Origin of the sequence: Curtobacterium sp. PhB78, from assembly GCF_003751685.1 — a bacterium.
Classification (GTDB): domain Bacteria; phylum Actinomycetota; class Actinomycetes; order Actinomycetales; family Microbacteriaceae; genus Curtobacterium.
In genome coordinates this window covers 16,862-43,555 of the sequence record NZ_RKIA01000006.1, presented here as the reverse complement: position 1 = coordinate 43,555, position 26,694 = coordinate 16,862, and the positions used below count along the sequence as shown (strand labels likewise).

Genomic DNA, 26,694 nt, shown 5'->3' with positions numbered 1-26,694 from the left:
GTCCACGAGACCGGCACCGGGCCTCCAGGCAGTCGCCCCCACCCCGTCAGCGCAAGTGGAACGTCAGCGCAAGTGGAACGTCAGCGCAGGAGGAACGCGAGGGCGCGCGTCAGGAACGCGCGGTGCTCCGGCGACGCGAACGACGCGGCGGAGTGGCCGAGCGCGTCGTAGACGGTGGTGCCGCCGCCGGGTCGTTCGTGCACCCAGGCGAGCGGGTGCCGCTCCCCCTCGTGCTCGTGGTCGAGCAGGAGCCGCACCGAGGGCGAGACCCGCAGGTGCGTGTAGCGCTCGTCCTCCAGGGTGAAGTCCGGCAGGCCGGCGGTGATCGGGTGCGCCGCGTCGACCACCCGGACGGCCGCGGGCCCGAACGGCGGGTGCATCGTCGTGCCGCGCTCCCACACCCCGCCGAGGGCACGTTCCCAGTGCGGGTCGTCGGCGAACGACGTCGCGGCGACGTGCAGCACGAGCAGGGGGACGTCGCTCGCGAGCAGGCGGTGGAAGCCGGCCCGGGCGTCGGCGAGCGGGACAGGGCGGTCGTCCCGGGGCAACCCGACGTCGACGACGACGAGCGACGGCAGGGGTCCGGTCGCGCAGGTGGCCAGGGCGGTGTCGACGTCCTGGGGTTGATCGAGGGCGACGCCGGCCGACGCAGCGAGCGCCGTGACCGCGGCGTTCGTCTCGGCGAAGGGGTGCCACGGGTCGGTCCAGCGTCCGGAGCCGCCGAGCAGGACCGCGCTCACGGTGTCGCCCGGGTCACGGTGAGCGCGTGCTCGCCGTCGGTGGACGCCTGCCGCGCGACGAGCCGCACACGGTGCACCGCCGGGCCCCAGACTCGCTCGAGCTTCGCGTCGTCGACGTCCCGCCGCTCGACGTGCACCGCGAACCGTTCGGTGTCGACGGACAGGTGGGCGGGGCCGACGCGCAGCCCGCCGTCGACGGGCACGGGTTCGTCGCGGGTCATGAGCACCAGGGTCATCGTGCCGGGCTCCGCGAACGTCCAGGTGTCGCGGACGACCACGCGTTCGGTGGCGCGGTCACGGGGCACCGCCCGGTCGAGCGTCGCGGTGCGGTGGAGCGATCGCAGTCCGCCGGTCGCCGGGTACGCGGCGGTCAGGTCGGCGGACCACGACGCGACGTCGCCGTCGTCCTCGAACACGGTGCCGGTCGCGCGGAACGCGGCACCCTCGTGCTGTTCGACGCCGTTCGGCAGCGGGACGGTGTGCCAGGCACTCCGCATCGTCCAGATGCCGTAGCGGTGCTCCGGCATGAACGTCTCGCGGCGGTACACGCCCACCCCGACGTCGATGAGCACCGGTTCGCCGTCGAGCGAGACGATCACCCCGCCGGCGTCGTTGTGGTTGTGGCTGACGTCGTTGTGCCCGCCCTTCACCGCGAGGACGAACCCGTCGGTCGCGCCGTCGTGGGCGCGGGCGACGGCGACCTCGGTGCCGGGCAGCCACAGCGACGCGGGCATCCCGGGCTCGGCCGGGCCGTCGGTCCACGAGGGGTCCCGCAGTTCGGCGAGCGTCCGACGGAACAGCGCGGCGAGCTGCCCGTCGAACCGCAACGCGTGCTGCCGGCCCATCCACCGGGCGTGCCGCACGACCCGGTCGTCGTCGACGCGCTCCCCGAAGCGGGCGAGCAGATTCCAGTTCGCGTTCTCGGCCAGCGCCGGGGAGCCGTCGGAGTGGTTGACCTGCGTCGCGGCACCGATCTGCATGCCCATCGGGAACCGGGCCATCGCGGCGACCGGCTCGACCGAGAAGCCGTCGAACGCGCCACCGGTGAGCTCCTCGACCAGGTCCAGGGCCTCGAACAGGGTCGCGCCGGCCCACCACCAGTACGTGGCACCCTCGTCGCAGCTGCCGTCGGCGTCGTAGCCGGCGCGGAACCGGTCGAGGATCACGAGCGCACGGCCGATCGTCGCAGCGAGGCGATCGCGGTCGGGCTCGACCACGGCGGCGCACACGAGCACGTTCGACACGATCCACGGCGCCCAGTTGTTCGGCGGCCCGTCGACCCCGTGCCAGAAGTAGACCTCCTGCTCCCACGGGTCGAGCACGCGGCGGCGGATCTCGTGGTGGACGTGCGCGCGGATGCCGGGGCGGTCCTGCTCGAGACGCTCCCCCGCGATCGCGTCGATCGCCGCGAGCATGCCGCCGACGTAGGCGTCGGACAGGTCGAGCACGTCCCGACCGGGCACGGGCAGGAACGGCCGGCTGCCGTCCTCGGGCAGCGCGTAGTGCGACGGCAGGCACCAGGCGCGCAGCTCCAGGATCCGCCAGACCTGGTCGCCGAGCACGTCCGCCCACTCGGCGTCGCCGGTCACGCCGAGAGCCAGGGCCGCGGTCGCGGCGGACTCGAGCAGGTTCCGCTGGGCCCGCTCGTACGGCTGGCGGTTCCCGTCGCGACTGTACGTCGCCCACAGGGCGAGGGTCGGGAAGGTGACCGCCGCGGCGGCGCGACGGTCGTGCGCGACCGCGAGCAGGGCCTCCCGGTCGGCGTCCGCGACGTGCGCCCACGCCGGGCGGTCGCTGACGGGAGGCGCGGGTCGCCACGAGCGCGGACGGAGCGCCGCGCGCGCTGCCGGGGTGAACCGGTCGGTGAAGGACGGGGCGTCGACGGTGACGGTCATGGGGTGGGTCTCCGGGTGGTGACGGTGGCTAGTGACGGTGGTGGACGGGTGCTGGCGGCTGGTGGGTGGCGGCTGGTGGGTGGCGGCGGTTGGTGGCAGGCCTCAGGCCTGGACGGCGAAGCCGTCGGGGACGATGGGGTCGGTGAACGCGCCGGTGGCCGCGAACGCGATGGTCTCGCGCACCGCGTTGTCGGCGAGCCGACGCAGCTCGTTGCCCAGGGACCCGGCGATGTGCGGCGTGATGAAGGTGTTCGGCGTCGACCGCAGTCGGGCGTCCGGCGGCAGGCGTTCTGGCTCGGTGACGTCGAGGACGGCGGCCAGGTCGCCGCGGTCCAGGCGGTCGGCGAGGGCGTCCTGGTCGACGATCGCCCCGCGCGCGGTGTTCACGAGCGTGGTACCCGGCCGCATCCGACCGATCACGGCACGGTCGACGAGCCCCCGCGTCGACGGCAGCAGCGGCGCGTGCAGGGTGACGACGTCGCTCGAGGCGGCGAGGGTGCCGAGGTCGACGGCGGTGACGCCGAGCAGCGCGGCCTCGTCGTCGTCCAGGTACGGGTCGCTCACGAGCACGCGGACGTCGTAGTCGCGGAGCCGTTCGATGACGGCCCGCCCGACGCGCGAGGCGCCGACGACACCGACGGTCACGCCGTGCATACCGACGACCGGCCACGAGCCCTCGACGTCGACCGGGGCTTCCTCCGAACGCAGCGCGGCGGCGCTGGCGAAGGCCCGCTTGGCGGCGAGCACGATCACCGCGACCGTGAACTCGGCGACCGGGACGGCGTTCGCGGCCGCGCTCGACGCCACGGCGATCCGTCGCTCCCACACGTCGGTGTCGACGACGGGCTTGACCGACCCGGCGGAGTGCACGACGGCGCGGAGCCGCGGCATCCGGTCCAGACGGTCCGCGGACAGCACGGGGCTGCCCCACCCGGTGACGAGCACCTCAGCGTCGGCGAGCAGCGGGAGGTCGCACGGGTCGTCCGGGTCGAGCGGACGGTCGGCGACCAGCCGGACGGCCTCGGAGGCGTGCAGGGCGGCGAGGTCGCCGGGGTCGAACACCCGGGTGAAGGTCGCCTCGGGCATCACGAAGGCGACGGGGACGGGCGAGCGGTGCGCGTGGCCACGTGGGGCGGGGGGCACGGGCACCGCCGGGGGCGCGGGCTGCGCTCGGGGCGCGGGCTGCGCTCGGGGCGTGACGGGGCGTGACGTCATCGTCGGACGGTTCCTCTCCGGGGGTACGGCGTCCCCATGCCAGCGTTCGGCGGTGTGCGGAGTCAAGCCGCGGGGCGCAAACGCTCACGAAGCGAACACGACCGGCGCGCGGATCGCGCGCCGGCCGCTCACCGACCGGGGACGACCGCCGCGGTCGACGCCCGCACGCTCAACGTCGGCGCCAGGGTCATGTGCCGACGGGCGAAGCCGACCTGCGCCGTCGCCGAGATGCGCTCGAAGCACATCGTCGCCGCGAACCGGCCGACGTCGTTCTTCGGGGGCGCGACCGCAGTGAGCGGCACCCCGGCGAGCGCCGCGACCTCGTCGTCGTAGGCGACCACGGACAGGTCGTCCGGGATCGACAGGCCCATCTCGGTGACGGTCTCGACGAACTCGACGGCGTACTGGTCGGAGTGCACGAAGACGGCGGTGGTCCCGGTGGCGAGGCAGCGCTCGATGAAGGCCCTGGTCGCGGCACCCACACCCTGGTCGTCCGGGATGACCTGGACCGGGGCGTCGGGGTCGAGGCCGAGTTGCCGGACGGCGCGGTCGTACCCGGTGCGGAGCTGCGGGGTGGTCGGGGTGTCGAACACGGCCATGCCGATGCGGCGGTGCCCGAGTTCGGCGAGGTGGCGGACCGCGATGCCGGCGCCGGACTCGTGGTCGCTGCGGACGGACTCGAGCGCGGAGCCGACCGGGGCCTCGACCACGGAGCGTTCGACCACGACGACAGGCATCGGTGCGTGGTCGAGGAGCTCGAGGGTGCTGAAGGCGTCGGCGACGGTGGTGGTGACGAGCAGCCCGTCGACGCCGGCGGCGATGAGGCGTTCGACCTGCTGGCGTTCGCGGGCGGGTTCGTAGCGGGAGACGCCGAGCACGACGCGGCCGCCCAGGGCCTCGGTGCGTTCGGCGACGCCGGCGACGATCTTCGGGAAGTAGTAGCCGGGGTCGGGGACGACGAGCCCGAGGGTGAAGAGCGCGCCGCTGCCGTCGGCGGTGTCCCGGTCGGGGCGGGGCGCGGGTCGGTGCGGTGCGCCCGCGGTGGGCAGGGTCTCGACGGAGACGGCGCCGCCGTGCACGCGCCGGAGCACGCCGCGGTCGGCGAGTTCGGACAGGTCGCGGCGGACCGTCATGGCCGAGATCCCCTCGCGCTCGGCGAAGTCCGAGGCGGACAGGGTCCCGTGCACGCGGAGCTCGGCGAGGATCCGTTCGTGCCGTCTGGTCGGGTGCATCGTCGCTCCCAGTGTTCGATTCGTGTGCGGGTGAATACCGCGGCTTGACCGTCATCATACGGACGCCACAGGATGACGAAACCCCCAGCCACGTGAGCAAAGGAGCCACATGAGCGCGACGCTGGTCGATCCGACCACCGAGCCCCGGACCACCCGGTCCGGTGGTGCCCCGGCCCCGCGGAAGGTCCCGTTCCTCGCTCGGCTGCGGCGCGACTACCCGCTGCTGCTCATGGTGGCGCCGGCGGTGGTCCTCCTGCTGCTGTTCGTGTACGTGCCGATGATCGGCAACGTCATCGCGTTCATGGACTACCAGCCGTACATCCCGATCGCCCAGAGCCCGTGGGTCGGGTTCACGAACTTCCAGCTGATGTTCGCCGACCCGGAGTTCTGGCGGGCGACGGTGAACACGCTGGAGATCACGTTCCTGCAGCTCATCCTGTTCTTCCCGGTGCCGATCGCGCTGGCCATCCTCATCCACTCGCTGGTGTGGCCGTGGCTCCGGGCAACCGTGCAGTCGGTGCTCTACCTGCCGCACTTCCTGTCGTGGGTGATCGTCGTGGGCTTCTTCCAGCAGTCGCTCGGGTCCGGCGGTGTGGTCAACCACACGCTGCGGCAGCTCGACATGGGGACCATCGGGATCATGAGCGACCCGGAGACGTTCAAGCTGCTGCTGACGTCGCAGGTGATCTGGAAGGACGCCGGCTGGGGCACGATCATCTTCCTGGCGGCGCTCGCGGCGATCGACGACAACCTGTACGAGGCGGCCGCGATCGACGGGTCTGGGGCGTGGAGCCGGTTCTGGCACGTCACGCTGCCGGGCATCCGGCCCATCATCGTGCTCCTGCTGATCCTGCGGCTCGGCGAGGCCCTGTCCGTCGGGTTCGAGCAGATCATCCTGCAACGGAACGCCGTGGGGGCCGATGCCGCCGAGGTCCTCGACACCTACGTCTACTACCACGGCGTCGTCGACGGGAACTGGTCCACGGGCATCGCGGTCGGTCTGGTCAAGGGCCTGGTCGGGTTCGTCCTCATCATGGCGGCGAACAAGGCCGCCCACATGCTCGGTGAGCAGGGAGTGTATTCACGGTCATGAGCACCATCGCCCGTCCGGTCTGGGCCGGAAAACCCACACCAGTCGTCCTCGCACTCAAGGCCGTCGCGATCGTCCTGATCCTCGCCGTCGTGCTGTTCCCCTTCCTCATCGTCTTCTCGACGAGCGTGTCGAGCCAGGCGGACGTCACCGCTGCCGGCGGCTACGTCGTGTGGCCGCGGTCGTTCGACCTGTCCGCGTACGTGCAGATCCTGTCCGGCGGGGTCGTCACCCGCGCCGTGGTGGTCACGTTGCTCGTCACGGTCGTGGGCACCGTCATCAGCCTGGCGTCGACGGTGCTCGCCGCGTGGGCGCTCAGCCGACAGGGATCGCTGTTCCAGCGGCCGCTGCTGACCTTCGTGCTCATCACGTTCCTGTTCGCGCCGGGGATGATCCCGCTGTACCTGATGGTGAAGCAGCTCGGACTCCTCGACAACTACTGGGCGCTGATCCTGCCGAGCGCGTTCAGCGTGTTCAACATGGTCGTCGTCCGCGGCTTCATGATGAGCATCCCGCAGGAGCTCATCGACAGCGCGAAGATCGACGGCGCCGGCGAGTTCCGCATCCTGTGGCAGCTCGTCCTGCCGCTGTCCCGCGCGGTCATCGCCGTCGTCGGCCTGTTCTACGCCGTCGGCTACTGGAACGCGTTCTTCAACGCGCTGCTCTACCTGTCGGACTCGACGAAGTGGACGCTGCAGCTGGTGCTGCGCACCTACGTCCTGCAGGGCTCCAGCCTGGTCTCCGGCGCCGGGTCCGACGCCTCGATGCAGCCGCCGGCGGAGTCGATCCAGATGGCCGTCGTGATGATCGCGATCATCCCCATCCTCGCCGCCTACCCCCTGGTGCAGCGCCACCTCACCAAGGGCGTCCTGACGGGCGCCGTCAAGGGCTGACACGGCCCCACCACCCCACTGCCACCCGACGCTTCAAGGGAGAAGCCATGACCGACACCACCACCGGAGGCCTCAGCCGCCGGACCCTCATCTCCGGCGCCGCCTTCGGCCTCGTCGCCCTCGGCGCCGCCGGCAGCCTGACCGGGTGCTCCACCGGCGGCAACGCCGCGACCATCTCGGACCAGGTGGCGGCGCTGCCGACCTACGTCCCCATCACCAATGGGCCGAAGCCCGACCTGCCCGGCAACGGCGTCGTGCAGCCCGTGTACTACTCGTACCCGCAGGACAGCGAGCTCTTCACCTCGGTCACCGGCAAGGTCGGCGACGGTGAGAAGACCACCGGGTTCGTCGTGACCTACGCGGCGCCGCCGCCGGCGCAGAACTCGTTCCTCGACTACGTCGGGGGCCTGACGGACACCGAGTACGACCTGACGTTCGTGCCCGGCGACTCGTTCGCCGCGAAGTTCGCGACGATGACCGCCGGCAACGACATCCCGGGCATCGTCGAGTTCCTGACGTTCGCGATGCCGCCCCGGTTCCCGCAGCTGCTCGACGCGAAGTTCGCGGACCTGTCGGAGCACCTCTCCGGCGACGCCGTCAAGGACTACCCGAACTTGGCGAACATCCCCACCGCGTCGTGGCGGAGCGCCCGCATCAACGGGAAGATCTACGGCGTCCCCGAGCACCGGCCGCCGTTCGGGTCAGTGATGATCTGCCGCCCCGACCTCATCGAGCAGCTGACGGGCGCAGCACCGGCCCCGAAGGACAAGGACGAGTTCACCGAGCTGTGCACGGCCGTCACCGACGCCAAGGCCGGCCGGTACGCGATCGCCGGCCAGGGCGGGGCGAGCGGTGTCGACTGGGCGTACGACTTCATCGGCGCCACCTTCGGCGTGCCGAACCAGTGGGCGATGTCGAAGGGCGGCGAACTCACCCACAAGAACGAGACCGACGCGTGGCTCGAGACGCTCAGCTACGTCAAGAAGCTCTGGAACCTCGGCGTCTTCCACCCGGACACCCCGAGCCTCGAGAGCGCGAAGGCGAAGACGTACATCAACAACGGCACCGTGCTCATGCACCTCGACGGCATCTCCGCACTGCTCGACGTGTCGATGCCGAAGGGGATCGTCACGGGTGGCATCGTGCCCTTCGGAGCGACGGGTGGCCCCGGTGCGAACTACCAGGGCACGTCGAGCTTCTCGTTCGCCGCCCTGAAGAAGACGACGCCCGAACGCATCAGGGCCCAGCTCCGGCTCATCGACTACCTCTCCGCGCCGTTCGGGTCGAAGGAGGCGTTCACGCTGACCCACGGCGAGAAGGGCGTCCACCACACCGGCAGCGGCCCGGACGCGACGCTGACGAAGGTCGGCGAGCAGACCATCAACGCCAGCGCGCTCTACCGACTCGGCGCCGGCCCGCAGGTGCTGAACACCGCGGTCCGCATCGACGAGCAGCTGCGGCAGTCGCACCAGTACCAGACCAAGACGCAGGACATGCTCGTGAAGAACCCGGTGGACGGCTTCTACTCCCCCTCGGCCGCGGCGACGGCGTCGGCGAGCACCGCGTTCAACAGCGTGTGCAACGACTACGTGCTCGGGCGGACGAACCTGGCGAAGGTGAAGGCCGCGCGGGCGACGTGGGTGTCGGCCGCCGGGGACAAGATGCGCCGCGAGTACTCCGAGGCGATCGAGAAGCAGAGCTAGCCCGGGCGGCGGCTCGCACGCGTTCTGTGACGTTCCACGAGTCGATCACCGAGTACTTCGTCGCACCATGCACACGCATCCGATGCACGTGCATGGTGCGACGTCCCACGAGTCGATCGACGCGTGGATCGTCGGAACATGCACACGCATCGACCCCCGCGCAGGCGGTCAGGCCGTCAGGCGGTCCAGGCAGCCGGGTGCCGCCGCTGCCAGCGCAGCCGCCGCTCGAGCTGCGCCCCGATCGCGAGCAGCACCCGCTCGCCCCCTGGACGCCCGATCAACTGGACGCCCATCGGCAGGCCGCCGCCGTCCGGGTGGTCGTCGGCGGTGACCCCGACGGGCAGGGTGATCGCGGGCAGCCCGGCCACGTTCGCCATCGAGGTCCACGGCGAGTACGCGCACTGGCGGCGGAAGTCCTCGTCCGGGTCGTCGCCGTACCAGCCGAGCGGCCGCGGGGTCAGTGCGAGGGTCGGTGACAGGACGGCGTCGAACCGGTCGAACGCACCGATCAGCGTCGCCGAGAACGTGTCGAGCACGGTCATCGCGTCGAGCACCTGCGTGCCGGTGAGCCGCTGTCCCCGCTCCACGAGCCACGCCACCAGCGGCGTGAGCGCCGTCAGGTCGATGCCGGGGACCATCGGCAGCCGCGCCGCGGAGCTCTCCCACGCCACCCGGAACGCGTCGGCGTACGGCGCCCGCGGCATCTGCACGTCCTCGACGCCGTGCCCCAGTTCGCCGAGCACCCGCACAGCGGTCTCGACGGCAGCGCGCGCCGCGGGGTCGACCACGACGTCGACGGTGTCGTCCCACGGTGAACCGTCGAGCAGCCCGACGACGAAGCGTCCCTCACCGCGGACGGCCGCCGCGGTGAACGGGCCGTCACCGCGGGACGGCGTGACCAGGGCGTACGGCGACGGTTCCGGCAGCCCGGTCGGCGCGACGAGGGCGTCGAGCAGCATCCCCGCGTCCGCGACGGACCGGGTCAGCGGCCCGGCGACGGAGAGCCCGCCGACACCGGAGCGACCGGGCATCGACGGCACCCGCCCGCGGCTCGGCTTCAGGCCGACGAGTCCGGTCGCGGCGGCCGGGATCCGGACCGATCCCCCGCCGTCGGACCCGACGGCCGCGGGCAGCAGCCCGGCCGCCACGGCGACCGCCGCCCCGCTCGACGACCCCCCGGGCGCGCGGGTCGTGTCGTAGGGGTTCCGCGTCACGCCGAACCGCGTCTCCGACGACGAGGACATCCCGAACTCCGGCGACGCCGTCTTGCCGAGGCTCACCGTGCCGGCGGCGTCGAGCGCCGCGACGAGCGGGTGGTCGGCCCCGGCAGGGCGCTCCGGCAGACTCGCGGTGCCGGAGCGCGTGGGGACCCCGGCGCGGTCGTACAGGTCCTTGTCGGCGGACGGGAGGCCCCACAACGGTCTGGACGTCGGCACCAGGTGCCCGAGACGGTCGGCTCTCGTGCGCGCGGCGTCCCCCGTGACCGTCACGAACGCACCGAGGGCCGGGTCGAGTCGCTCGATGCGGGCGAGGTAGTGCTCCGTCACCTCGAGCGCGGTCGCCTCCCCCCGGCGAATCCAGTCCCAGAGTTCCTGCGCGGCGAGGTGGTGGAGTTCGAACACGGTTCCCGAGCCTAGGCGGCGACGGTGCTGGTCGACCGTCAGTGCTGGTCGTACGCGTAGAAGCCGCGGCCGGTCTTCACGCCCAGGTGCCCCGCGTCGACGTACTGCCGGAGCAGCTGCCGTGGGCCCTCGGGCAGGTGCGGGTCCTCCGCCGCGTAGTGCTCCTCGATGTCCAGGACGACGTCGAGCCCCACCTGGTCCATCATCCGGAACGGCCCCGCGGGCGAACCGGTGTTCACCGCGAACATCGCGTCGACGTCCTCCGGCGTGGAGACCCCGTCGGCGACGACGGCCAGGGACTCGCGCTTGATGGCCGCCCAGATGCGGTTGAAGATGAACCCGGTCGACTCCCTGCGGGCGACGAACGGCCGGACGCCGTAGGTCGGCAGGACCTCGAGCAGCAGGTCGATGACCGCGGGATCGGTCTCCCCGTCGCTCATCAGGTCGACGGCGTTCTGCGCCGGCGGCATGTAGAAGTGCATGTTCAGCACGCGCTCCGGGTGCTCGACCTCGTCGATCACGAGTCGGCTCGCGTACGACGACGAGTTGCTCGCCAGGATCGTGTCCGCCCCGACGGCACGGTCGAGCTGCCCGAACACCGTCGTCTTGAGGTCGAGGCGCTCCGGGATCGCCTCGACGACGAGCCACGAACCGGCGACGGCCTCGTCCAGGTCGTCGAACGCGCGGACGGTGCCGACCGCGCCCCCGTCCCGCGCCGCTGCGAGCGCCGGGAGCTCGCGCTCGACGTACTCGACGGCGGCCGTGCGGACCGGCTCGGCGAGGTCGAACACGCGGGACTCGCCGCCGGCGCTGGCGAACACCAGGGCGATGCGACGACCGAGGGTCCCACCGCCGATCACGGTGACGGGTCGGTTGCGGATGTCGGTCGGCAGGGAGAAGCCCATGGTGTCCTTCGTTCTCGGGTGTACGTTCGATACACAACGTACTCAGTACGGAACGTATCGCAACTCGACAAGGAGTTCCCATGCAGGCCTCGGACGTCCTCCGCCACGCCACCACCCCCCTCACCGGGCCGGTCTATCCGCTGCGCCCGACGCGCTTCACCGATCGCGAGTACTTCAACGTCGTGTACCGGACCGACCCCGACGCCCTCCGCGCCGTCGTGCCGGAGCCGCTGCAGGTCGACGCGCCGCTGGTCCGGTTCGAGGTCATGAAGATGGGTGACGTCGACGGCTACGGCCCCTACGTCGAGTCCGGTCAGGCGATCCAGGTCACCCACGACGGCGAGGTCGGCGAGTACCTGCACGCCATGTACCTCGACAACTCCGCGGCGACGCTCGCCGGTCGCGAACTGAGCGCCTACCCGAAGGTGCTCGGGACCCCGGGGTTGCGCGTCGACCAGGGCGCCCTCGTCGGCACGCTCGACCGCGGTGCCGAGCGCGTGGCGACGGCGACCATGGCGTACCAGTGGGAACCGATGGACCCGGTCGAGGCCGCGGCGCAGATCACGGTGCCGACCTGGATGGTGAAGCTCGTCCCCGACGTGACGACCCTGGGGCTGCGCGCCGCCGATCTCGTGCGGACCGAGATCACCGACATCGTCGTGAAGGGGGCCTGGACCGGGCCCGCCCGCCTGCAGCTGTTCGAGCACGCCCTCGCGCCGATGGCCGACCTGCCGGTGCTCGAGGTCATCAGCGCCTCGCACGTCCTGACCGACCTGACGCTCGCGCCGGTGCGGTCCGTGCACGACTACCTGGCCGACCCGCGCCGGTCGGACGACGCCTCCTAGGATGAGCCGATGTCCCCACGAGTGAGCGACGACACCGCCGCACCCGCCCGCCCCACCCGGCGGCGCAGCAGCACCCGCGCGGAGCTCGTCCGCGCGGCCGAGGCGCTGTTCGACGAGACCGGCTCGGCCTCGGCCAGCGTCGAGGCGATCGTCGCGCGTGCGGGGTTCACGCGCGGCGCCTTCTACTCGAACTTCGCGACGACCGACGAGCTCTTCTTCGCGGTGTACGAAGCGCAGGAGGCCGTGGTCGTCGAGCGGCTCGAGGACGGCTTCCGGGCCGCGCTCGGCACGACCGACCCGCAGTCCGTCGACGCGATCGTCTCCGGGGTCCTCGGCGGCCTGCCCCCCGAGGGCAAGTGGTACGCGATCCGCTCGGTCCTGCTGTCCCGGGCGCGACACGAACCCGAGCTCCGGGCACTGCTCCGAGCGCACACCGACGCCTTCCACGCGGCACTCGAACCGCTGCTCGTCGAGTCGGTCACGGCACAGGGCCGGCGACTGACCGTCGCCCCGGACGTCTTCACCCGGGCGGTCGCCGCCGCGCACGTCGGCGCGGTCAGCCAGACGGTGCTGTACGACGACGCCGCGACCATCCGCGTCGCCGCGGTGCGGGGCGCACTCCTCGGACTCAGCGAGCCGGCGCGCGAGCCCGACGGTGCCGACGACACCGACGACACAGGAGGTACAGCGTGATCGTCCCCGAAGCCGCGGTCCCGCTGTTCCTGCGGGCCACGCACGCGAACGCGCCGTTCGTCACCGAAGCGGGAGCGCACCGAGCCGTCCGCCGACAGGCCCTCCGCCCCGAGCCGTTCGGACCACCGAAGCGCCTCCGGCCCGACGTGCGCGTCGACGTCCACCGGCAGGGTGGCACCCCGGTGTACACCGTGACGCCGAGCCGCCAGCCACCGCTCCGCGACGTCGTGTACGTGCACGGCGGCGGGTGGGTCCACGAGATCGCCCCGCAGCACTGGGCGCTCATCGCCCAGCTCGCCGCCGAGGCGCGCGCCACCGTGACCGTCCCGATCTACCGACTCCTGCCGGACGGCAACGCTCGGCAGGCGCACGACCTGGTCGACGACGTCGCACGCCGCGTCATCGACCGGCGCGGACGGGTGCAGCTCGCCGGCGACTCCGCCGGCGGGCAGATCGCGCTGTCGGTCGCCCAGACCCTGCGCGACCAGGGCGTCCCGTCGCTCCGGACCGTCCTGGTGTCACCGGCGCTCGACCTCGGCTTCTCGAACCCGCGCATCCCCCAGGTCCAACCGAGCGACCCGTGGCTCGGTCGCGACGGGGGCCGTGTCCTCGGTCACCTGTGGGCCGACGGCCTGTCGATCGACGACCCGGTCGTCAGTCCCCTGGCCGGTTCGTTCCACGGCCTCGGCCCGATGCTCGTCCACACCGGGACCCACGACGTGCTGAACCCCGACGCGCACCTGCTCGTCGCGGCCGCCCGGGCCGCGGGCGTGGACGTCACGCTGCGCGAGCGCCCCGGCGCCCTGCACGTGTTCCCCCTGCTGCCGACGCGCAGCGGACGAGCAGCACGGCAGGAGATCGTCAGGGCCGTCCGCGGCGCCTGACCGTCAGCGCAGGACCCGGCCGGCGCGTGCCCGTGACGGCCACGGCGGCGGACCGCCGGCCGTCCTGCGCGACGCGGGGCGGGCCTCCCGGTCGGACCGTCAGACCATCAGACGCCCAGGTGGGCGGCGAGCACGTCGCGGACGCTCGTCCACCCGTGCGGACCGGAGCGGTCGTCGTCGACGTGGTGGAGCTCCGCCTCGCCGCTGAACATGCTCACGAAGTACTGCATGCCCTGCCAGGCCGGGAACGGTTCGGCGTCGTCCTTCGACAGCCGACGGCCGATCCGTGCCATCGCCGACAGCGTGCCGGTCGTCCCCGCCCACTGCAGCCGGAACGGGGTGCCGGTCAGTCGGGACATCGTGTCGGCGATCGACCGTGCCGTCACGCGGTCACCGGCGACCTCGACCACACGGGGTGCGTCCGCGTCGACTGCGACGAGCGCCGTCACGCGCGCGACGTCGTCCTTCGTGGTGAAGTCGAGGACCTGGTCGGCCGACGACCAGTAGAGCACCCGCTGGCGGTCGAACAGGATCAGCGGCGCCTGACCGGTGAGCATGTCCGTGAACGCCCCGTTCAGCACCGAGGTCGCACGGATCGGTGCGGCGTCGAGGGCGGCGGCGAACTCGCGGCGGAGCTCGAAGTTCCGGTTCGAGCCGGGCGTGATCGAACGGTAGTCGGCGGCGTAGTCCGAGGGGATGAACCGCGGGACGCCGGCCTGGACCGCGGCGTCGAGCAGGGCGCGCTGGGCGTCCACGATCACCGCGCGGGTACCGCTGACCGTGGAGACGACGACGTCGACCCCGGCGAGCGCCGTGACCAGCGCCGGCGCGTCCGTGTAGTCCGCGGTGACGACGTCGACGCGGTCGTCGTCGGCGAACTGCCGCTGGGCGCCGGTGCTGGACGGGCGGGTGAGGACGCGGACGCGGGTGTCGTGCTGCAGGAGCTCGCGGACGATGCGTCCGCCGAGGTCTCCGGTGGCGCCGGCGACGAGGACGGTGGTGGTCATGGCCGCCACGCTACGGGTGCGCGGGTGCGGCGGGTACAGGTGCGGAGTCCACGTATCCTGCGGAGGTGGACACGACTCTCCCCTCCGGCACGACGAAGCGCCGGATCGAGCTCCGGCTCGCTCGCCCCCTGCTCACCTGGTTCGCCCGCCCGACCGTCACGATCGACGGGGTCGGGCACCCGGCGCAGTGGGGCACCGGCACGTGGGCCGTGGCCGACGACGGCCGGACCGTGATCGGGGTGTACCTGTTCAACCGGGCATGGCGCTTCGGCGCGGCGACGGTGACCGTCGGCGATGCCGAGGTGCTCGAGTACCGCGCGGGTGTGCTGCCCGTCGGCGCGGGGCGGTTGGCGCCCGTGCCGGTGCCGGGCCTGCCGGGCCGAGGTTCGCGCTGAGCGACACTCTTCGCGGCGTGGGGCCCGAGGAGTGTCGCTCAGCCCGAGACCCGGGCCCGGCGCCCGGCCAGGCCCGGCCCGGCCCGGCCCTACTCGTGCTCGATGTCGGAGAACAGGCCGGTGAACGTGGCACCCGTGCCGCCGAGCTGCTGGAAGAACGCCCCGGCCTCGGCGGTCGCCACTGCGTCGGAGGCATCCCCGTACGAGGCGAAGTACAGGTCGAGGGTGCGGTGCGCCGGTGTCGGCGTGCCGTCCTCCTTCGGCCAGACCTTCGCCGCCTCGAGCCGCTGCAGGCCGGGCAGCTTCGCGGCGAGTGCCTCGAGCTCCACGTAGGACTGCTCGAACGCCGACGGGTCGGCCGGGTTGTCGATGATCAGGGTGATCTTCGTGGTCATGGTGTGCTCCTGGAGGTGTCGGTGGGACGGGTGACGGTGCAGCGCCCACTCCACTCCGTTCCGCGCACCGCTGCCCGGGATCGGCTACTCGAACATCTCGGCGAGGAGTGCGTGCGGGTCACCGTCGACGACGTGTGCCGAGGGCGGCTCCGGCCAGTGCGTCGTACCGTCGTCCGGCCAGCACGGCACGACGTGGAAGTGCAGGTGCCGCACGCTCTGCCCGGCATCGGCGCCGGAGGCCTGCAGCACGACGGTGCCGGTGGCGCCGAGTGCGCCCCGCATCGCCCGTGCGACACGCTGCGCGAGCGCGACGGTGGCGGCCAGTGCCACCGGGGCGGCACCGAGCAGGTCGTCGGCGTGCTCGACCGGTACGACGAGCGTGTGCCCGGGTGCGAGCGCGGACCCGGGCAGCGGCGCGAACGCGACGGCGTGGTCCTCGCGCTCGACCCACACGGCCGGTTCGTCGCCGGCGATGATCGCGCAGAAGACGCAGGATGCCATCCGTCCAGTGTGCTGCACCCGGAGCACCGGGCGCTCCGAGGGCGGTGCCGTGCGCGCGCCGCCGCGTGGGACGATTGGCGCATGACCGCCACGCTCGTCGCCAAGGGCCTGTCCGGCGGGTACGCCGCTCGCACGCTGTTCGACTCCCTCGACCTCACGGTGGCACCGGGCGACGTGATCGGCGTCGTCGGCGTGAACGGTGCCGGCAAGTCCACCCTGCTCCGACTGCTGGCGGGTGTCGACGAGCCCCTGGCGGGCACGGTGTCGCTCGCACCGACCGACGCGTTCGTCGGCTGGCTCCCCCAGGAGCACGAGCGGATCGCGGGCGAGACCGTCGCCGCGTACATCGCCCGACGGACCGGCTCGGCCGAGGCGACCGAGGCCATGGACGCCGCGGCTGCCGCGCTCGGCGACCCGGACGCCGGCGACGCTGCCGCGGACCGCTACTCGACGGCGCTCGACCGCTGGCTCGCCGCGGGCGCCGCTGATCTGGAGGACAGGATCCCCGCCGTCCTGGCCGACCTCGGCCTCGAGACCGGAACCGATGACGACGGCGTCGGACCGGACTCACTCATGACCGCACTGTCCGGTGGGCAGGCCGCTCGGGTCGGGCTGGCGGCGCTGCTGCTGTCGCGGTTCGACATCGTCCTGCTCGACGAGCCCACCAACGACCTCGACCTCGACGGGCTGGACCGGCTCGAGGGGTTCGTCCGGGGCCTCCGCGGCGGGGTCGTGCTCGTCAGCCACGACCGGGAGTTCCTGGCACGGTCGGTGACGAGCGTGCTCGAGCTCGACCTGGCGCAGTCGTCCAACCGGCTGTTCGGCGGCGGCTACGACTCGTTCCTCGAGGAGCGCGAGATCGCCCGGCAGCACAAGCGCGACGCGTACGAGGACTACGCCTCCACCAAGGCCGACCTGGTCTCCCGCGCCCGTACACAGCGCGAGTGGTCGAGCCAGGGCGTGCGCAACACCATGAAGAAGGCCCCGGACAACGACAAGATCCGGCGCAAGGCCGCCTCGGAGTCGAGCGAGAAGCAGGCGCAGAAGGTCCGCCAGATGGAGTCCCGCATCGCGCGGCTCGACGAGGTCGAGGAGCCCCGCAAGGAGTGGCAGCTCGAGTTCACGATCGGCAGCGCTCCGCGGTCCTCGGCCGTCGTGGCCACGCTGTCCGACGCCACCTTCACGCAGGGCGACTTCACGCTCGGCCCGGTGTCGTTGCAGGTCGACGGCGGCGACCGCATCGGCATCACCGGACCGAACGGCGCCGGCAAGTCCACGTTGCTCCGGGCACTGCTCGGCAAGCAGGCGCCGACGACCGGCACCGCCTCGCTCGGGTCGAGCGTCGCCGTCGGCGAGGTCGACCAGGCCCGAGCGGCCTTCACCGGCGACCAGTCGCTCGCCGCGGCGTTCGAGGCGATCGTGCCCGAGTACACCACTGCCGACGTCCGGACGCTGCTCGCGAAGTTCGGGCTGAAGGCCGACCACGTCGGACGGCCCGCGTCGGCGCTCTCCCCCGGCGAACGGACCCGCGCCGGACTGGCGCTGCTGCAGGCCCGCGGGGTGAACGTGCTCGTGCTCGACGAACCGACGAACCACCTCGACCTGGTGGCCATCGAGCAGCTCGAGCAGGCACTGGAGTCGTACGACGGCACCTTGCTGCTCGTCACGCACGACCGGCGCATGCTGGAGACCGTCCGCCTCGACCGGCAGTGGCACGTCGACGCCGGCCGGGTCACCGAACGCTGACGACACCAGGAGCACAGGGGGATGCCGATGCGACGCAGGGGCTGGATCGCCGTGGTCGGGGGTGCAGCGGCGCTCGCCGTCGCGGCCGCCGTCGTCGTCGGGGTGACCGCCGACCGGCCGGACGCCGACCCGACCCGCGCCGCACGGGCCACACCGACCGCGACGCCGACGCCGATCCCCACCCCGACGCTCGCGGCCGTCCCCCGAGCGCCGTCGGCCGCCACCCTCGCCGCCCTGCCGTCGGCGTTCCACGACGGCGTCGTCCCCGAACTGCTCGACGGCGGGGACGTCCGCCCCGCGGACACCTGGCAGATCGCCACCCCGCGGCACGACCTCGTGGCCCTGTACGCCAGCCCGTCCAGCCGCGCCCGCCCGGTGGCCACGCTGTCGCACCTGGTGTCGACGATCGACCTGCCCGCCGCCACCGCTGTCTGGGGCCGGTCGCCCGGCGTCGACGGCGGCATGCTCCTCGTCTCGACCCCGGCCCGGAACCGCACCCCGGGCGTCGGCGGCGACCCGGAGGCGCCGAGCGCCACGTTCGCCTGGGCACGGGCCGCCGACTTCACGGTCGCCGACACCGACCGGATGATCCGCGTCGACGTCGCCCGGAGCACGGTCTCCGTCGTCACCCGGAGCGGCCAGGTCACCGCGACCGAGGCGGCCCGGCTCGGCACCCCCGAGGACCCCACACCGTCCGACACCGCCACCTACGTCGAAGCGGCGTACGTGGACACCCGCGTGACCTACACGCAGGGCAACCCGATCATCCTGACCGGGGCGCACTCGTCGCGGATCCCGTCGTACGGCGGCAACGCGGCACTGACGGCGCTGCACTACTACCCCGACCCGACCGGCAGTTCGCACGGGTGCGTGCGGATCTCGGCGGAGATGACCCGCACCCTCGCCGCCCTGCCCGTCGGCACCCCGATCCGGTTCAGCTAGCGGCCGCCGCCGAGCCCGAGCCGCTCGACGACCTCGGCGCTCTCCTCCTCCGGAGTCCGATCGGCCGCGATCGTCAGGTGCGCCTCGTCGTCCTGCGGCGGCTCGAGCGTCGCGAGCTGGGACTGCAGCAGCGACGTCGGCATGAAGTGGCCAGACCGCTGCGACATGCGCTGTTCGATCAACGCGCCGTCACCGGCCACGTGCACGAACACCACGCCGGGCGCCCGCAGCACGTCGCGGTACGACCGCTTCAGCGCCGAGCAGGTCACGACACCGTGCGTGCCGGCGTCGAGGTGCCCGCGGATCCAGCCGGCGACGACGTCGAGCCACGGCCAGCGGTCCGCGTCGGTGAGCGGTGTGCCGGCGTGCATCTTGTCGACGTTGGCCTGCGGGTGCATGGCGTCGCCCTCGGCGAAGTCCCACCCGAGCTGCTCGGCGACCATCGCGGCGACGGTCGACTTGCCGGAACCGGAGACCCCCATGACGACCAGGACACGCGCATCCAGAGCGGAGTCGCTGCTCATCGGATGAACACCCCGGCCAGCAGCACCCCAAGCAGACCGAGCACCGAGATGAGGCACTCGAGCACCGTCCACGTCTTGAAGGTCTGTCCCACGGTGGTGTTGAGGTAGCCCTTGACGAGCCAGAACCCGGCGTCGTTGACGTGCGACAGGAACACCGAGCCCGCACCGATCGCCAGCACGAGCAGCGAGGTCATCGGCGTGGACAGGTCGGCGGCGATCGGGGCCATGATGCCCGCCGCGGTCACGGTGGCGACCGTGGCCGACCCGGTGGCGACGCGCACCAGGGCCGACACGACCCAGGCGACGAGGAGCACCGAGACGCCGGAGTCCTTCACGGCGTCGGCGATCACGCCGCCGATGCCCGTGTCGATGAGCACCTGCTTGAACCCACCGCCGGCACCGACGATGAGCAGCACCCCGGCGACCGGGGGCAGCGCGCTCTCGAGCGACTTCGCCACGGCGGACCGGTCCATGCCGCCGCCGATCGCGAAGAAGACCATCGCGTAGATCGCCGCGATGCCGATCGCGATCATCGGCGACCCGAGGAAGTCGAGCAGGCTCACCCACGAGCCAGCGGCGTCGGGCATCGTGGCCTCGCGGACGGCCTGGGCGAGCATGAGGACGACGGGCAGCAGGATGCCGATGAGCGCGACGGTGAACGACGGGCTGCGGGGCTCGCTGATGACGCGCGTGAAGTCGCTCTTGCCGTTGGGAAGGGACGCGGTGTCCTGCGTGGCGGGGCCGCGCCGGGCCTCCCGTCCGCCCGAGGCGGGGTCCTGCGGACCGGACGCCGCCCCGGAGTCCGACCCACGCGACCCGAACATGTCGGGCGCGGGGATGTCGACCCAGCGGGCCGCGAACTGGGCGAACACCGGTCCGGCCAGGATGATGACCGGGATCGCCAGCACGATGCCGAAGGCGAGCGTGGTGCCGAGGTTCGCGCCGACGGTCGAGATCGCGACGAGCGGGCCGGGGTGCGGCGGGACGAACGCGTGCATCGTCGACAGGCCGACCAGGGCGGGCACGGCGATCTTCATGATCGGCACGGAGCTGCGCTTCGCGACGAGCACGATGATCGGGATGAGGAGCACGAGGCCGACCTCGAAGAACATCGGCAGGCCGATCAGCGCACCGATCAGGGCCATCGTCCACGGCAGCGCGGCCTTCGACGACCTGCGCACCAGGGTGTCGACCACGCGGTCGGCGGCGCCGGAGTCGACGAGCATCTTGCCGAACATCGACCCGAGGCCGACCAGGATGCCGACGCTCGTCATCGTCGCTCCGAAGCCGTTGCCGAAGCTCACGACGGCCTTGTCCGGCGCGAGCCCCGCACCGATGCCGACGCCCAGGGCACCGATCACGAGCGCGATGAACGGGTGGACCTTGAGCCAGGTGATGAGCGCGATGATCACGACGATGCCGACCAGGGCCGCGATGATCAGCTGCGGGATCGGCCCGGACGGGTCGACGGTCTCGGTGCCGCCGCCTTCGGCCGCGAGGACGGTGCCCACGGGGTGGGCGAGCAGGTGGACTGGAGCGTGAGGCATCGGTGCCCCTTCCTGGAGCCGCTGCCGCGCGGCTCCGTCGCCTTCGTGTCGAGGGGCGGCTGGCGCTGCGCGCGCCGACCCCCAATAATCTGATTAATCAGACTATACGACGATCCGCCGCGCGCCATCCGCCCTCGGACGCAGTCTGCCGTTTCGATGGGACCGACGTCACGCCGATCGCGCGACCCGTACTGCACGGAGGAACGATGCCCCCAGCCCGCGGACTCCACGCCCACGTGCTCGACACCCTCGGGCAGCGCATCGTCGACGGTGCGCTCGACCCCGGCACGGTGGTCCGCCCCGAGCTCGTGGCGGACGAGTTCGGCGTGTCCCGGTCGGTCGTGCGCGAGGCGCTCCGCGTCCTGCAGTCGCTCGGACTCGTCGAGCCCCGGCAGCGCGTCGGCACGCAGGTGCTCGGCATCGGGTCGTGGGAACTGCTCGCCCCGACGGTCATCCGGTGGCGTGGCGCCTCGCCCGCCTACTTCGTGCAGCAGCGGGAACTCCTCGAACTGCGGCTCGGCGTCGAACCCGTCGCAGCGTCGCTCACCGCCGGCGGCTCCGGGGCGTCCGCAGTCCTCGGCGCCGCGCAGGACATGCTCGCCGCCTGCGCGCGCGAGGACAGCCGCGCGTACCTCGAGGCCGACGTCCGCTTCCACCGCGCCCTGCTCACCGGCTCCGGCAACGCCGTCTTCGCGCACTTCGCCGGCACCGTCGAGGCGCTGCTGCGCACCCGCACGTCGGAGTCGCGCGACACCATCACGCGCTGGACACGCGAGGCAGCACTCCGCCACGAGGCCGTCGGGCACGCGCTCGTCGCGGGTGACGGGGCCGCTGCGGCGGCCGCGACGACGGCGCTCGTCGGCGTCACGCGCGACGAGTTCATCGCGGAGGCCCCGCGCGGCTGACGGGGTGTGCGGGGGCGGGCGAGGGCCGGCACGCCGTGCGCTGACCGCCGAGGTTCCACAACACGCCGTGCGCTGGTCGTCGAGGTTCCACAACGCGCGCGATCGCACGCCGAGATGCGCAGATCTCGGAACCTCGGCGCGGCCCGAGACGCGACCGAACGACGGACGGGAGGCCCGTGGCGACGCGCCCACGGGCCTCCCGTCCGACAGCCGCCCGGGTTCCACAACACGCCGTGCGCTGGTCGTCGAGGTTCCACAACGCGCGCGATCGCACGCCGAGATGCGCAGATCTCGGAACCTCGGCGAGGCCCACCGCGACCAGACGACGGACGACGGACCGACTACTTGCGCGCGAACAGGCGGGGACCGCGCAACCGCAGGCGCATCGTCACCGTGCCGAGCCACCGGTCGTACTTGTAGCCGACCTTGCCCATCCGGCCGACCTCCTCGAAGCCGAGCCGCTCGTGCAGGCGGATCGAGGCCTCGGCCTGCCGGTCGGCGATCACGGCGACGACCTCGCGGACCCCGGCGGACCGGCACTCGTCGAGCAGGGCTTCCATGAGCGCACGGCCCAGCCCCTTGCCACCCGAGGCCGCTCCGAGGTAGATCGAGTCCTCGACCACCCGGTTCGACCGGTCGCGCGGGTTCCAGGCGTCCACGAGCGCGTAGCCGAGGATCTGCCCGGCGGGGTTCTCGGCCACCAGGAAGGGCAGCTTACGCTTCCGGATGTCGTCGTAGCGCTGCTTCCACCGGGCGAAGGTGAACGCCGACGGGTCGAAGGTCACCGACGAGTTGCGGACGTAGTGCGTGTGGATCTCACGGACGTCGGGCAGGTCGCTCGCCTCGGCGGCACGGATCCGGTACTCGAACGCGGTCTCGCTCGCCGGCCGGGCACGCAGGTGTCGCGGCAGGACCCGCCGTCGCTGGTATTCCTCCTCGAGCACGTGCCGAGCCTACTGAGCGGGCAGCGACCAGTCGACCGGTGTCGCGCCCTGTTCCTGCAGCAGCGCGTTGACCTGCGAGAACGGCCGGCTGCCGAAGAAGCCCCGCGACGCACTCAACGGGCTCGGGTGCGCCGACGCCACCACCGGGGTGTCGCCGAGCAGCGGCCGGACGGACGCGGCCTGCGCGCCCCACAGCACGGCGACGAGCGGGGTCCCCCGGGCGACGAGTGCGCGGACCGCCTGGTCGGTGACGGCTTCCCAGCCCTTGCCGCGGTGACTGCCGGCGTCGCCCGCACGGACCGTGAGCACACGGTTGAGCAGCAGCACGCCCTGGTCCGACCACGCACGCAGGTCACCGTGCGCCGGTGGGGTCACGCCGACGTCGGCGCTGAGCTCCTTGTAGATGTTCGCCAGGCTGCGCGGCACCGGACGAACTGCCGGGTCGACGGCGAACGACAGCCCGATCGGGTTGCCCGGCGTCGGGTAGGGGTCCTGCCCCACCACGAGCACCTTCACGGCGTCGAACGGCGTGGTGAAGGCCCGGAGCACGTCGGCGCCGGCCGGCAGGTAGGTGCGGCCGGCCGCTGTCTCGTCACGCAGCCAGGCACCCATGCGGTGCACGTCGGCCTCCACCGGAGCGAGCGCCGACGCCCAGCCCGGGTCGACCAGGTCGGCGAGCGGTCGTGGCTCCACGACGGCTACGCGCCCATCGTGGCGACGGCCACCGACTCCTCGCCGGCCATGACCCGCCAGACGCTGCCGGTTCCGCGGACCTCAAGCGCGCCCTCGCCGACGACGAGGGCGGTGTCCTCGTCGATCGCCAGGCCGGCGGTGACGAACTCGGCCTCGGCGCTCGCGATCAGGCGGGCGAGGGTGCCGGCCTGCACCGCGTGGACGTCGATGGTCAGGTCGACCAGGCCGAGCCCTTCGCGGAGTTCGACCTCGTCGAGGCCTTCAGAGGCTGCCTCGGGGCAGATCTCGACGCCGCCGATGCGCCAGCCGCCCACGAGCGCGCGGTCGGCGGCGATCATCGCACCGGCCGAGTAGCCCAGGTAGGGCAGGCCGTCGGCGACGAGCAGCCGAAGCTGGTCGACGAGTGGGGCGATCGCGCCCAGGTAGTCGGGGGTGACGCCGCCACCGACGACGAGCGCGTCGACGTCGCTCAGGACGGTCGTGTCGAACACCTGGCCGGCCGCGACCTCGGTGACGACGACCTCGGCCACGCGGGCACCGCCGAGCACCTCGGCGATGTCGGCGGTCGACGACGGACTGCCGCCGTCCGGGCCGGCGACGGAGAGCAGGGCGATGCGCGGGACCGTCCGGCCGACGGCGGCCGAGCGTGCGGTGGCCTCGGCGAGGAAGGGCGCTGCGGCGTCCGAGGCGGCGAAGAGTCCGCCGCCGACGAGGTGGATGCTCACGACTCGGCCGTCACCGGTGCGAGGGCGCTCCACGGGAACGTGATCCAGCCGTCGACCCGGCGCCACACGTGGTCGGGCTCGAGGACGGTGCCGGGCTTCGAGTACAGGCAGGCGCTGCGGACGTCGGCACCGGCGTTCCGGATGATGTCGACCACCAGGCGCAGGGTCCGACCGGAGTCCGACACGTCGTCGACGACGAGCACGCGCTTGCCGGCGAGGCTCGGGGCGTCGAGCGCGGGTGCGAGCACGACGGGCTCGTCCAGGCGCTGCTCGACGTCGGTGTAGAACTCGACGTTGATCGAGCCGCACTCCTTGGTGCCGAGCGCGTAGGCCACGGCACCGGCGATGATCAGCCCGCCGCGGGCGACGGCGACGACGACCTCGGGCTCGAAGCCGGAGGACAGCACGTCCTTCGCGAGCAGGCGTGCGGCGTCACCGAACTCCAGCCATCCGAGCACCTCGGGCCCGCTCGTCACGGTCACGGTCGACTGAGCCGGGGCCGTGGGCTCGGGTTCGCTGCTGATCGGCATCCGTCCACGGTACCGGCAGGGACCCCGCGCCCGCGACCCGTGGCCGCCGCCCGGGCGCTGCGCAGGCGGTCAGCGCGGCGTGAGCGTCCCGCGCGCGAGCTTGTGCTGCGCCGACTGCGCGACCGGTCGGATCGTGACGAGGTCGAGGTTCACGTGCGGCGGCAGTTCCACCGCGTGCACGATCGCTTCGGCGACGTCGTCGGCGACGAGCGGGTCCGGCACGTCGTCGTAGACCGCAGCGGCCTTCTGCTCGTCGCCGCGGAACCGGGTGAGCGCGAACTCGTCGGTCTTCACCAGGCCGGGGGCGATCTCGACGACGCGGATCGGTTCGCCGTTCAGCTCGAGCCGGAGCGCGCCGACCAGGGCGTGCTCGGCGAACTTCGCGGCGTTGTAGCCGCCGCCGTTCTCGTACGCCACGAAGCCGGCCGTGCTCGTCACCGTGACGATGTCCGCTCCCCCGGTGTCGCGCGCACGGTCCCGCAGGTGCGGCAGCAGCGCGGCGACGACGCGCTTCGTGCCGATCACGTTCACCTCGAACATGGCCCGCCAGTCGTCGACGTCGGACGCCTCGACGCTGGCCGAGCCGAACGCGCCACCGGCGTTGTTGACGAGGACGTCGGCGCCGCCGAGCTCGGCGACGCGGGCGGCGAGCGCCTCGACGTCGGCAGCGCTCGTGATGTCCGCCACCAGGACCTCGGCCCCGGTCTCCGCGGCGAGCGCCTCGAGCTTGGACGCCCGGCGGGCGACGGCGAGCACGTCCCAGCCCCGCGAGCGGAACAGCCGGACGGTGGCCGCTCCGATGCCCGAGCTCGCTCCGGTGACGACTGCGCGCCGTGCTGCCATGTGATCTGCCTCCTGCGTCGGTGTCGGGGCAACGGATCGCCCCGGTGTCGGGACGACTGCTCGCCCCGATCCCCACCGTACCGACCCTCCCAGGTCACGATCCGGTAACGTGACCGACGATGACGACGGATGCCGCCCCTCCCGCACCCTCGGCCCCGGCGACGCAGCTCGAACCCGGCCGGGCACCGCGCCGTATCCCGATGTGGGACACCGCGCGGTTCGTCGCGGTGACCCTCGTGGTGATCGGCCACGCGATCCAGCGCCAGACGACGGCGAGCGAGCACGCCCTGGCGCTCTACACGTTCATCTACGCGTTCCACATGCCCGCGTTCGGTGTGATCAGCGGCTACTTCTCGTCGGCCGACACCCCGACGGCGAAGCGCATGCGCCGGACGATCACCGACATCGTCGTGCCGTACATCATCATGCAGACGATCTGGACCGTGGTGCAGGGCATCGTCGAGGGCGGCAAGGACTTCAACCCGACGCAGCCGACCTGGACCCTGTGGTTCCTGCTGGCCCTCGGCATCTTCAAGCTGATCCTGCCGTACCTGGCGCAGCTGCGGTGGCCGTTGTTCTGGGCCGTCGTGTTCAGCATCGGCGTCGGCTACTTCGACAACGTCGACTCCACGCTCTCGTTGTCCCGTGCGATCAGCCTGCTGCCGTTCTTCCTGCTCGGGTGGCAGGTCAAGCAGTGGGGGCTCTTCGACCGCTGGTACGAGGCCTCGCGCCGTACCGTGGTCCGGGTGCGCGTCGCCGCCGGCGTGGTGTTCGCCGCGTGGGCCGTGTCGTGCGCGGTGTGGATCCCGCAGTTCAAGGAGTTCGACCTGCACCACTGGTTCTTCTACGACGACTCGTACTCGGGTCTCGGCGAGGACGCCTGGTGGGCGGGTGCCGTGCGCTTCGGCCTGATGCTGCTCGCGACGCTGCTGACCGCCTCGTTCCTGGTGCTCATCCCCCGCCGGAACATCTGGCTCACGCAGTTCGGTGCGGCGACGATGTACGTGTACCTGCTGCACACCTTCGTGCTCTACCCGATCCGCGAGTCCGGGGTGCTCGCCGGTCCGCACTCCGCGTGGCCGTTCGTGCTCCTGATGGTCGCGATCGCCTGCGCGGTGAGCCTCTTCCTCGCGCAGCCCTTCGTGCGGCGCGGGATGCGCTGGCTGCTCGAACCGAACGTCGGCTGGCTGTTCCGTCGCGACAATTGACATTTCCGCGCAAGCAGTCGTCTTCGCTGCGCTCAGTCGGCAGCGCGCGACGTCGCGGCAGGCCGCGACCGA

Annotated in this window: 27 protein-coding genes; 11 read left to right on the top strand and 16 right to left on the bottom strand. The window is 72.4% G+C overall.

The features are described from left to right. Positions 1 to 80: 80 nt before the first annotated feature. The 4 genes from EDF53_RS14545 to EDF53_RS14530 form a co-directional block, all read right to left on the bottom strand. Positions 81 to 740, bottom strand: a complete 660-nt coding sequence (locus EDF53_RS14545; protein ID WP_185021063.1) for a ThuA domain-containing protein — start codon at positions 738 to 740, stop codon at positions 81 to 83. Further along, the gene (locus EDF53_RS14540; RefSeq protein WP_123294251.1) at positions 737 to 2,635 is read right to left on the bottom strand and encodes a heparinase II/III family protein; all 1,899 of its coding nucleotides are present in this window, start codon (positions 2,633 to 2,635) and stop codon (positions 737 to 739) included. Before EDF53_RS14540 ends, EDF53_RS14545 begins: the two co-directional genes overlap by 4 nt. A 102-nt stretch (positions 2,636 to 2,737) precedes the next feature. After that, on the bottom strand, positions 2,738 to 3,778 hold the full coding sequence (locus tag EDF53_RS14535; RefSeq protein ID WP_185021062.1) for a hydroxyacid dehydrogenase: 1,041 nt from the start codon (positions 3,776 to 3,778) through the stop codon (positions 2,738 to 2,740). 200 nt (positions 3,779 to 3,978) lie between these two features. After that, the gene (locus EDF53_RS14530) at positions 3,979 to 5,082 is read right to left on the bottom strand and encodes a substrate-binding domain-containing protein (RefSeq protein WP_123294249.1); all 1,104 of its coding nucleotides are present in this window, start codon (positions 5,080 to 5,082) and stop codon (positions 3,979 to 3,981) included. 109 nt (positions 5,083 to 5,191) lie between these two features. Between EDF53_RS14530 and EDF53_RS14525 the strand changes: the two genes are divergently transcribed. The 3 genes from EDF53_RS14525 to EDF53_RS14515 are packed head-to-tail and all read left to right on the top strand — an operon-like array spanning position 5,192 to position 8,768. Continuing rightward, positions 5,192 to 6,175, top strand: a complete 984-nt coding sequence (locus EDF53_RS14525) for a sugar ABC transporter permease (RefSeq protein WP_123294248.1) — start codon at positions 5,192 to 5,194, stop codon at positions 6,173 to 6,175. Beyond that, entirely contained in the window at positions 6,172 to 7,065 is an 894-nt protein-coding gene (locus EDF53_RS14520; RefSeq protein ID WP_123294247.1) for a carbohydrate ABC transporter permease, read from the top strand. The genes EDF53_RS14525 and EDF53_RS14520 overlap by 4 nt, the downstream gene beginning before the upstream one ends. A gap of 47 nt (positions 7,066 to 7,112) precedes the next feature. After that, positions 7,113 to 8,768, top strand: a complete 1,656-nt coding sequence (locus EDF53_RS14515) for an extracellular solute-binding protein (protein ID WP_123294246.1) — start codon at positions 7,113 to 7,115, stop codon at positions 8,766 to 8,768. Positions 8,769 to 8,944: 176 nt separating this feature from the next. Here the strand turns inward: EDF53_RS14515 and EDF53_RS14510 are convergent, their stop codons facing one another. Continuing rightward, positions 8,945 to 10,390, bottom strand: coding sequence for an amidase (locus tag EDF53_RS14510; protein WP_123294245.1), 1,446 nt, complete (start codon positions 10,388 to 10,390; stop codon positions 8,945 to 8,947). Positions 10,391 to 10,428: 38 nt separating this feature from the next. Then, positions 10,429 to 11,295 carry a 3-hydroxyacyl-CoA dehydrogenase family protein gene (locus EDF53_RS14505; RefSeq protein ID WP_123294244.1) on the bottom strand — a complete coding sequence of 289 codons (867 nt, stop codon included), beginning with the start codon at positions 11,293 to 11,295 and terminating at the stop codon, positions 10,429 to 10,431. A gap of 80 nt (positions 11,296 to 11,375) precedes the next feature. Here EDF53_RS14505 and EDF53_RS14500 point away from each other — a divergent pair, with 80 nt between their 5' ends. Genes EDF53_RS14500 through EDF53_RS14490 form a run of 3 tightly spaced genes read left to right on the top strand, consistent with a single transcriptional unit; the run spans position 11,376 to position 13,717 of the window. Beyond that, positions 11,376 to 12,140 (top strand): acetoacetate decarboxylase, encoded by a 765-nt coding sequence (locus EDF53_RS14500; RefSeq protein WP_123294243.1) that lies wholly within the window; start codon positions 11,376 to 11,378, stop codon positions 12,138 to 12,140. Between the two features lie 9 nt (positions 12,141 to 12,149). Continuing rightward, on the top strand, positions 12,150 to 12,833 hold the full coding sequence (locus EDF53_RS19700; RefSeq protein WP_123294242.1) for a TetR/AcrR family transcriptional regulator: 684 nt from the start codon (positions 12,150 to 12,152) through the stop codon (positions 12,831 to 12,833). Further along, entirely contained in the window at positions 12,830 to 13,717 is an 888-nt protein-coding gene (locus EDF53_RS14490) for an alpha/beta hydrolase fold domain-containing protein (protein WP_123294241.1), read from the top strand. The genes EDF53_RS19700 and EDF53_RS14490 overlap by 4 nt, the downstream gene beginning before the upstream one ends. A gap of 107 nt (positions 13,718 to 13,824) precedes the next feature. Here the strand turns inward: EDF53_RS14490 and EDF53_RS14485 are convergent, their stop codons facing one another. Beyond that, the gene (locus EDF53_RS14485; protein ID WP_123294240.1) at positions 13,825 to 14,724 is read right to left on the bottom strand and encodes an NmrA family NAD(P)-binding protein; all 900 of its coding nucleotides are present in this window, start codon (positions 14,722 to 14,724) and stop codon (positions 13,825 to 13,827) included. Positions 14,725 to 14,789: 65 nt separating this feature from the next. Between EDF53_RS14485 and EDF53_RS14480 the strand changes: the two genes are divergently transcribed. Continuing rightward, a complete protein-coding gene (locus tag EDF53_RS14480) occupies positions 14,790 to 15,119 on the top strand; it encodes a hypothetical protein (RefSeq protein WP_123294239.1) in 330 nt (109 codons plus the stop codon). 89 nt (positions 15,120 to 15,208) lie between these two features. Here EDF53_RS14480 and EDF53_RS14475 read toward each other — a convergent pair whose 3' ends face one another. Then, positions 15,209 to 15,514 carry an EthD family reductase gene (locus tag EDF53_RS14475; protein ID WP_123294430.1) on the bottom strand — a complete coding sequence of 102 codons (306 nt, stop codon included), beginning with the start codon at positions 15,512 to 15,514 and terminating at the stop codon, positions 15,209 to 15,211. An 84-nt stretch (positions 15,515 to 15,598) separates the two neighbouring features. Next, positions 15,599 to 16,015: an HIT domain-containing protein gene (locus EDF53_RS14470; RefSeq protein WP_123294238.1), complete on the bottom strand. Its 417-nt coding sequence runs from the start codon at positions 16,013 to 16,015 to the stop codon at positions 15,599 to 15,601. Positions 16,016 to 16,096: 81 nt separating this feature from the next. Between EDF53_RS14470 and EDF53_RS14465 the strand changes: the two genes are divergently transcribed. Both EDF53_RS14465 and EDF53_RS14460 read left to right on the top strand, forming a co-directional pair. Next, positions 16,097 to 17,761: an ABC-F family ATP-binding cassette domain-containing protein gene (locus EDF53_RS14465; RefSeq protein ID WP_123294237.1), complete on the top strand. Its 1,665-nt coding sequence runs from the start codon at positions 16,097 to 16,099 to the stop codon at positions 17,759 to 17,761. A 27-nt stretch (positions 17,762 to 17,788) separates the two neighbouring features. Beyond that, positions 17,789 to 18,703 (top strand): L,D-transpeptidase, encoded by a 915-nt coding sequence (locus EDF53_RS14460; protein WP_148058359.1) that lies wholly within the window; start codon positions 17,789 to 17,791, stop codon positions 18,701 to 18,703. Here EDF53_RS14460 and EDF53_RS14455 read toward each other — a convergent pair. Both EDF53_RS14455 and EDF53_RS14450 read right to left on the bottom strand, forming a co-directional pair. Continuing rightward, positions 18,700 to 19,227, bottom strand: a complete 528-nt coding sequence (locus EDF53_RS14455) for a gluconokinase (protein ID WP_123294235.1) — start codon at positions 19,225 to 19,227, stop codon at positions 18,700 to 18,702. The genes EDF53_RS14460 and EDF53_RS14455 overlap by 4 nt on opposite strands. Then, positions 19,224 to 20,774: a GntP family permease gene (locus EDF53_RS14450; protein ID WP_207895419.1), complete on the bottom strand. Its 1,551-nt coding sequence runs from the start codon at positions 20,772 to 20,774 to the stop codon at positions 19,224 to 19,226. The genes EDF53_RS14455 and EDF53_RS14450 overlap by 4 nt, the downstream gene beginning before the upstream one ends. 206 nt (positions 20,775 to 20,980) lie before the next feature. On the opposite strand from EDF53_RS14450, the gene EDF53_RS14445 reads away from it, so the two are divergent. Next, complete coding sequence (locus EDF53_RS14445; RefSeq protein WP_123294234.1) at positions 20,981 to 21,679, top strand: FadR/GntR family transcriptional regulator; 699 nt, start codon at positions 20,981 to 20,983, stop codon at positions 21,677 to 21,679. Positions 21,680 to 22,020: 341 nt separating this feature from the next. Here the strand turns inward: EDF53_RS14445 and EDF53_RS14440 are convergent, their stop codons facing one another. The 5 genes from EDF53_RS14440 to EDF53_RS14420 all read right to left on the bottom strand — a co-directional run bounded on the left by EDF53_RS14440 (position 22,021) and on the right by EDF53_RS14420 (position 25,414). After that, a complete protein-coding gene (locus EDF53_RS14440) occupies positions 22,021 to 22,623 on the bottom strand; it encodes a GNAT family N-acetyltransferase (protein ID WP_123294233.1) in 603 nt (200 codons plus the stop codon). Between the two features lie 9 nt (positions 22,624 to 22,632). After that, positions 22,633 to 23,316 (bottom strand): uracil-DNA glycosylase, encoded by a 684-nt coding sequence (locus EDF53_RS14435; protein ID WP_123294232.1) that lies wholly within the window; start codon positions 23,314 to 23,316, stop codon positions 22,633 to 22,635. A 5-nt stretch (positions 23,317 to 23,321) separates the two neighbouring features. After that, a complete protein-coding gene (locus EDF53_RS14430) occupies positions 23,322 to 24,041 on the bottom strand; it encodes a Type 1 glutamine amidotransferase-like domain-containing protein (protein WP_123294231.1) in 720 nt (239 codons plus the stop codon). Further along, positions 24,038 to 24,571, bottom strand: a complete 534-nt coding sequence (locus EDF53_RS14425; RefSeq protein WP_173168683.1) for a phosphoribosyltransferase — start codon at positions 24,569 to 24,571, stop codon at positions 24,038 to 24,040. The genes EDF53_RS14430 and EDF53_RS14425 overlap by 4 nt, the downstream gene beginning before the upstream one ends. A 69-nt stretch (positions 24,572 to 24,640) precedes the next feature. Continuing rightward, the gene (locus EDF53_RS14420) at positions 24,641 to 25,414 is read right to left on the bottom strand and encodes an SDR family oxidoreductase (protein WP_123294230.1); all 774 of its coding nucleotides are present in this window, start codon (positions 25,412 to 25,414) and stop codon (positions 24,641 to 24,643) included. Positions 25,415 to 25,533: 119 nt separating this feature from the next. Between EDF53_RS14420 and EDF53_RS14415 the strand changes: the two genes are divergently transcribed. Next, positions 25,534 to 26,622, top strand: coding sequence for an acyltransferase family protein (locus EDF53_RS14415; RefSeq protein WP_123294229.1), 1,089 nt, complete (start codon positions 25,534 to 25,536; stop codon positions 26,620 to 26,622). The last annotated feature ends 72 nt before the right edge of the window (positions 26,623 to 26,694 follow it).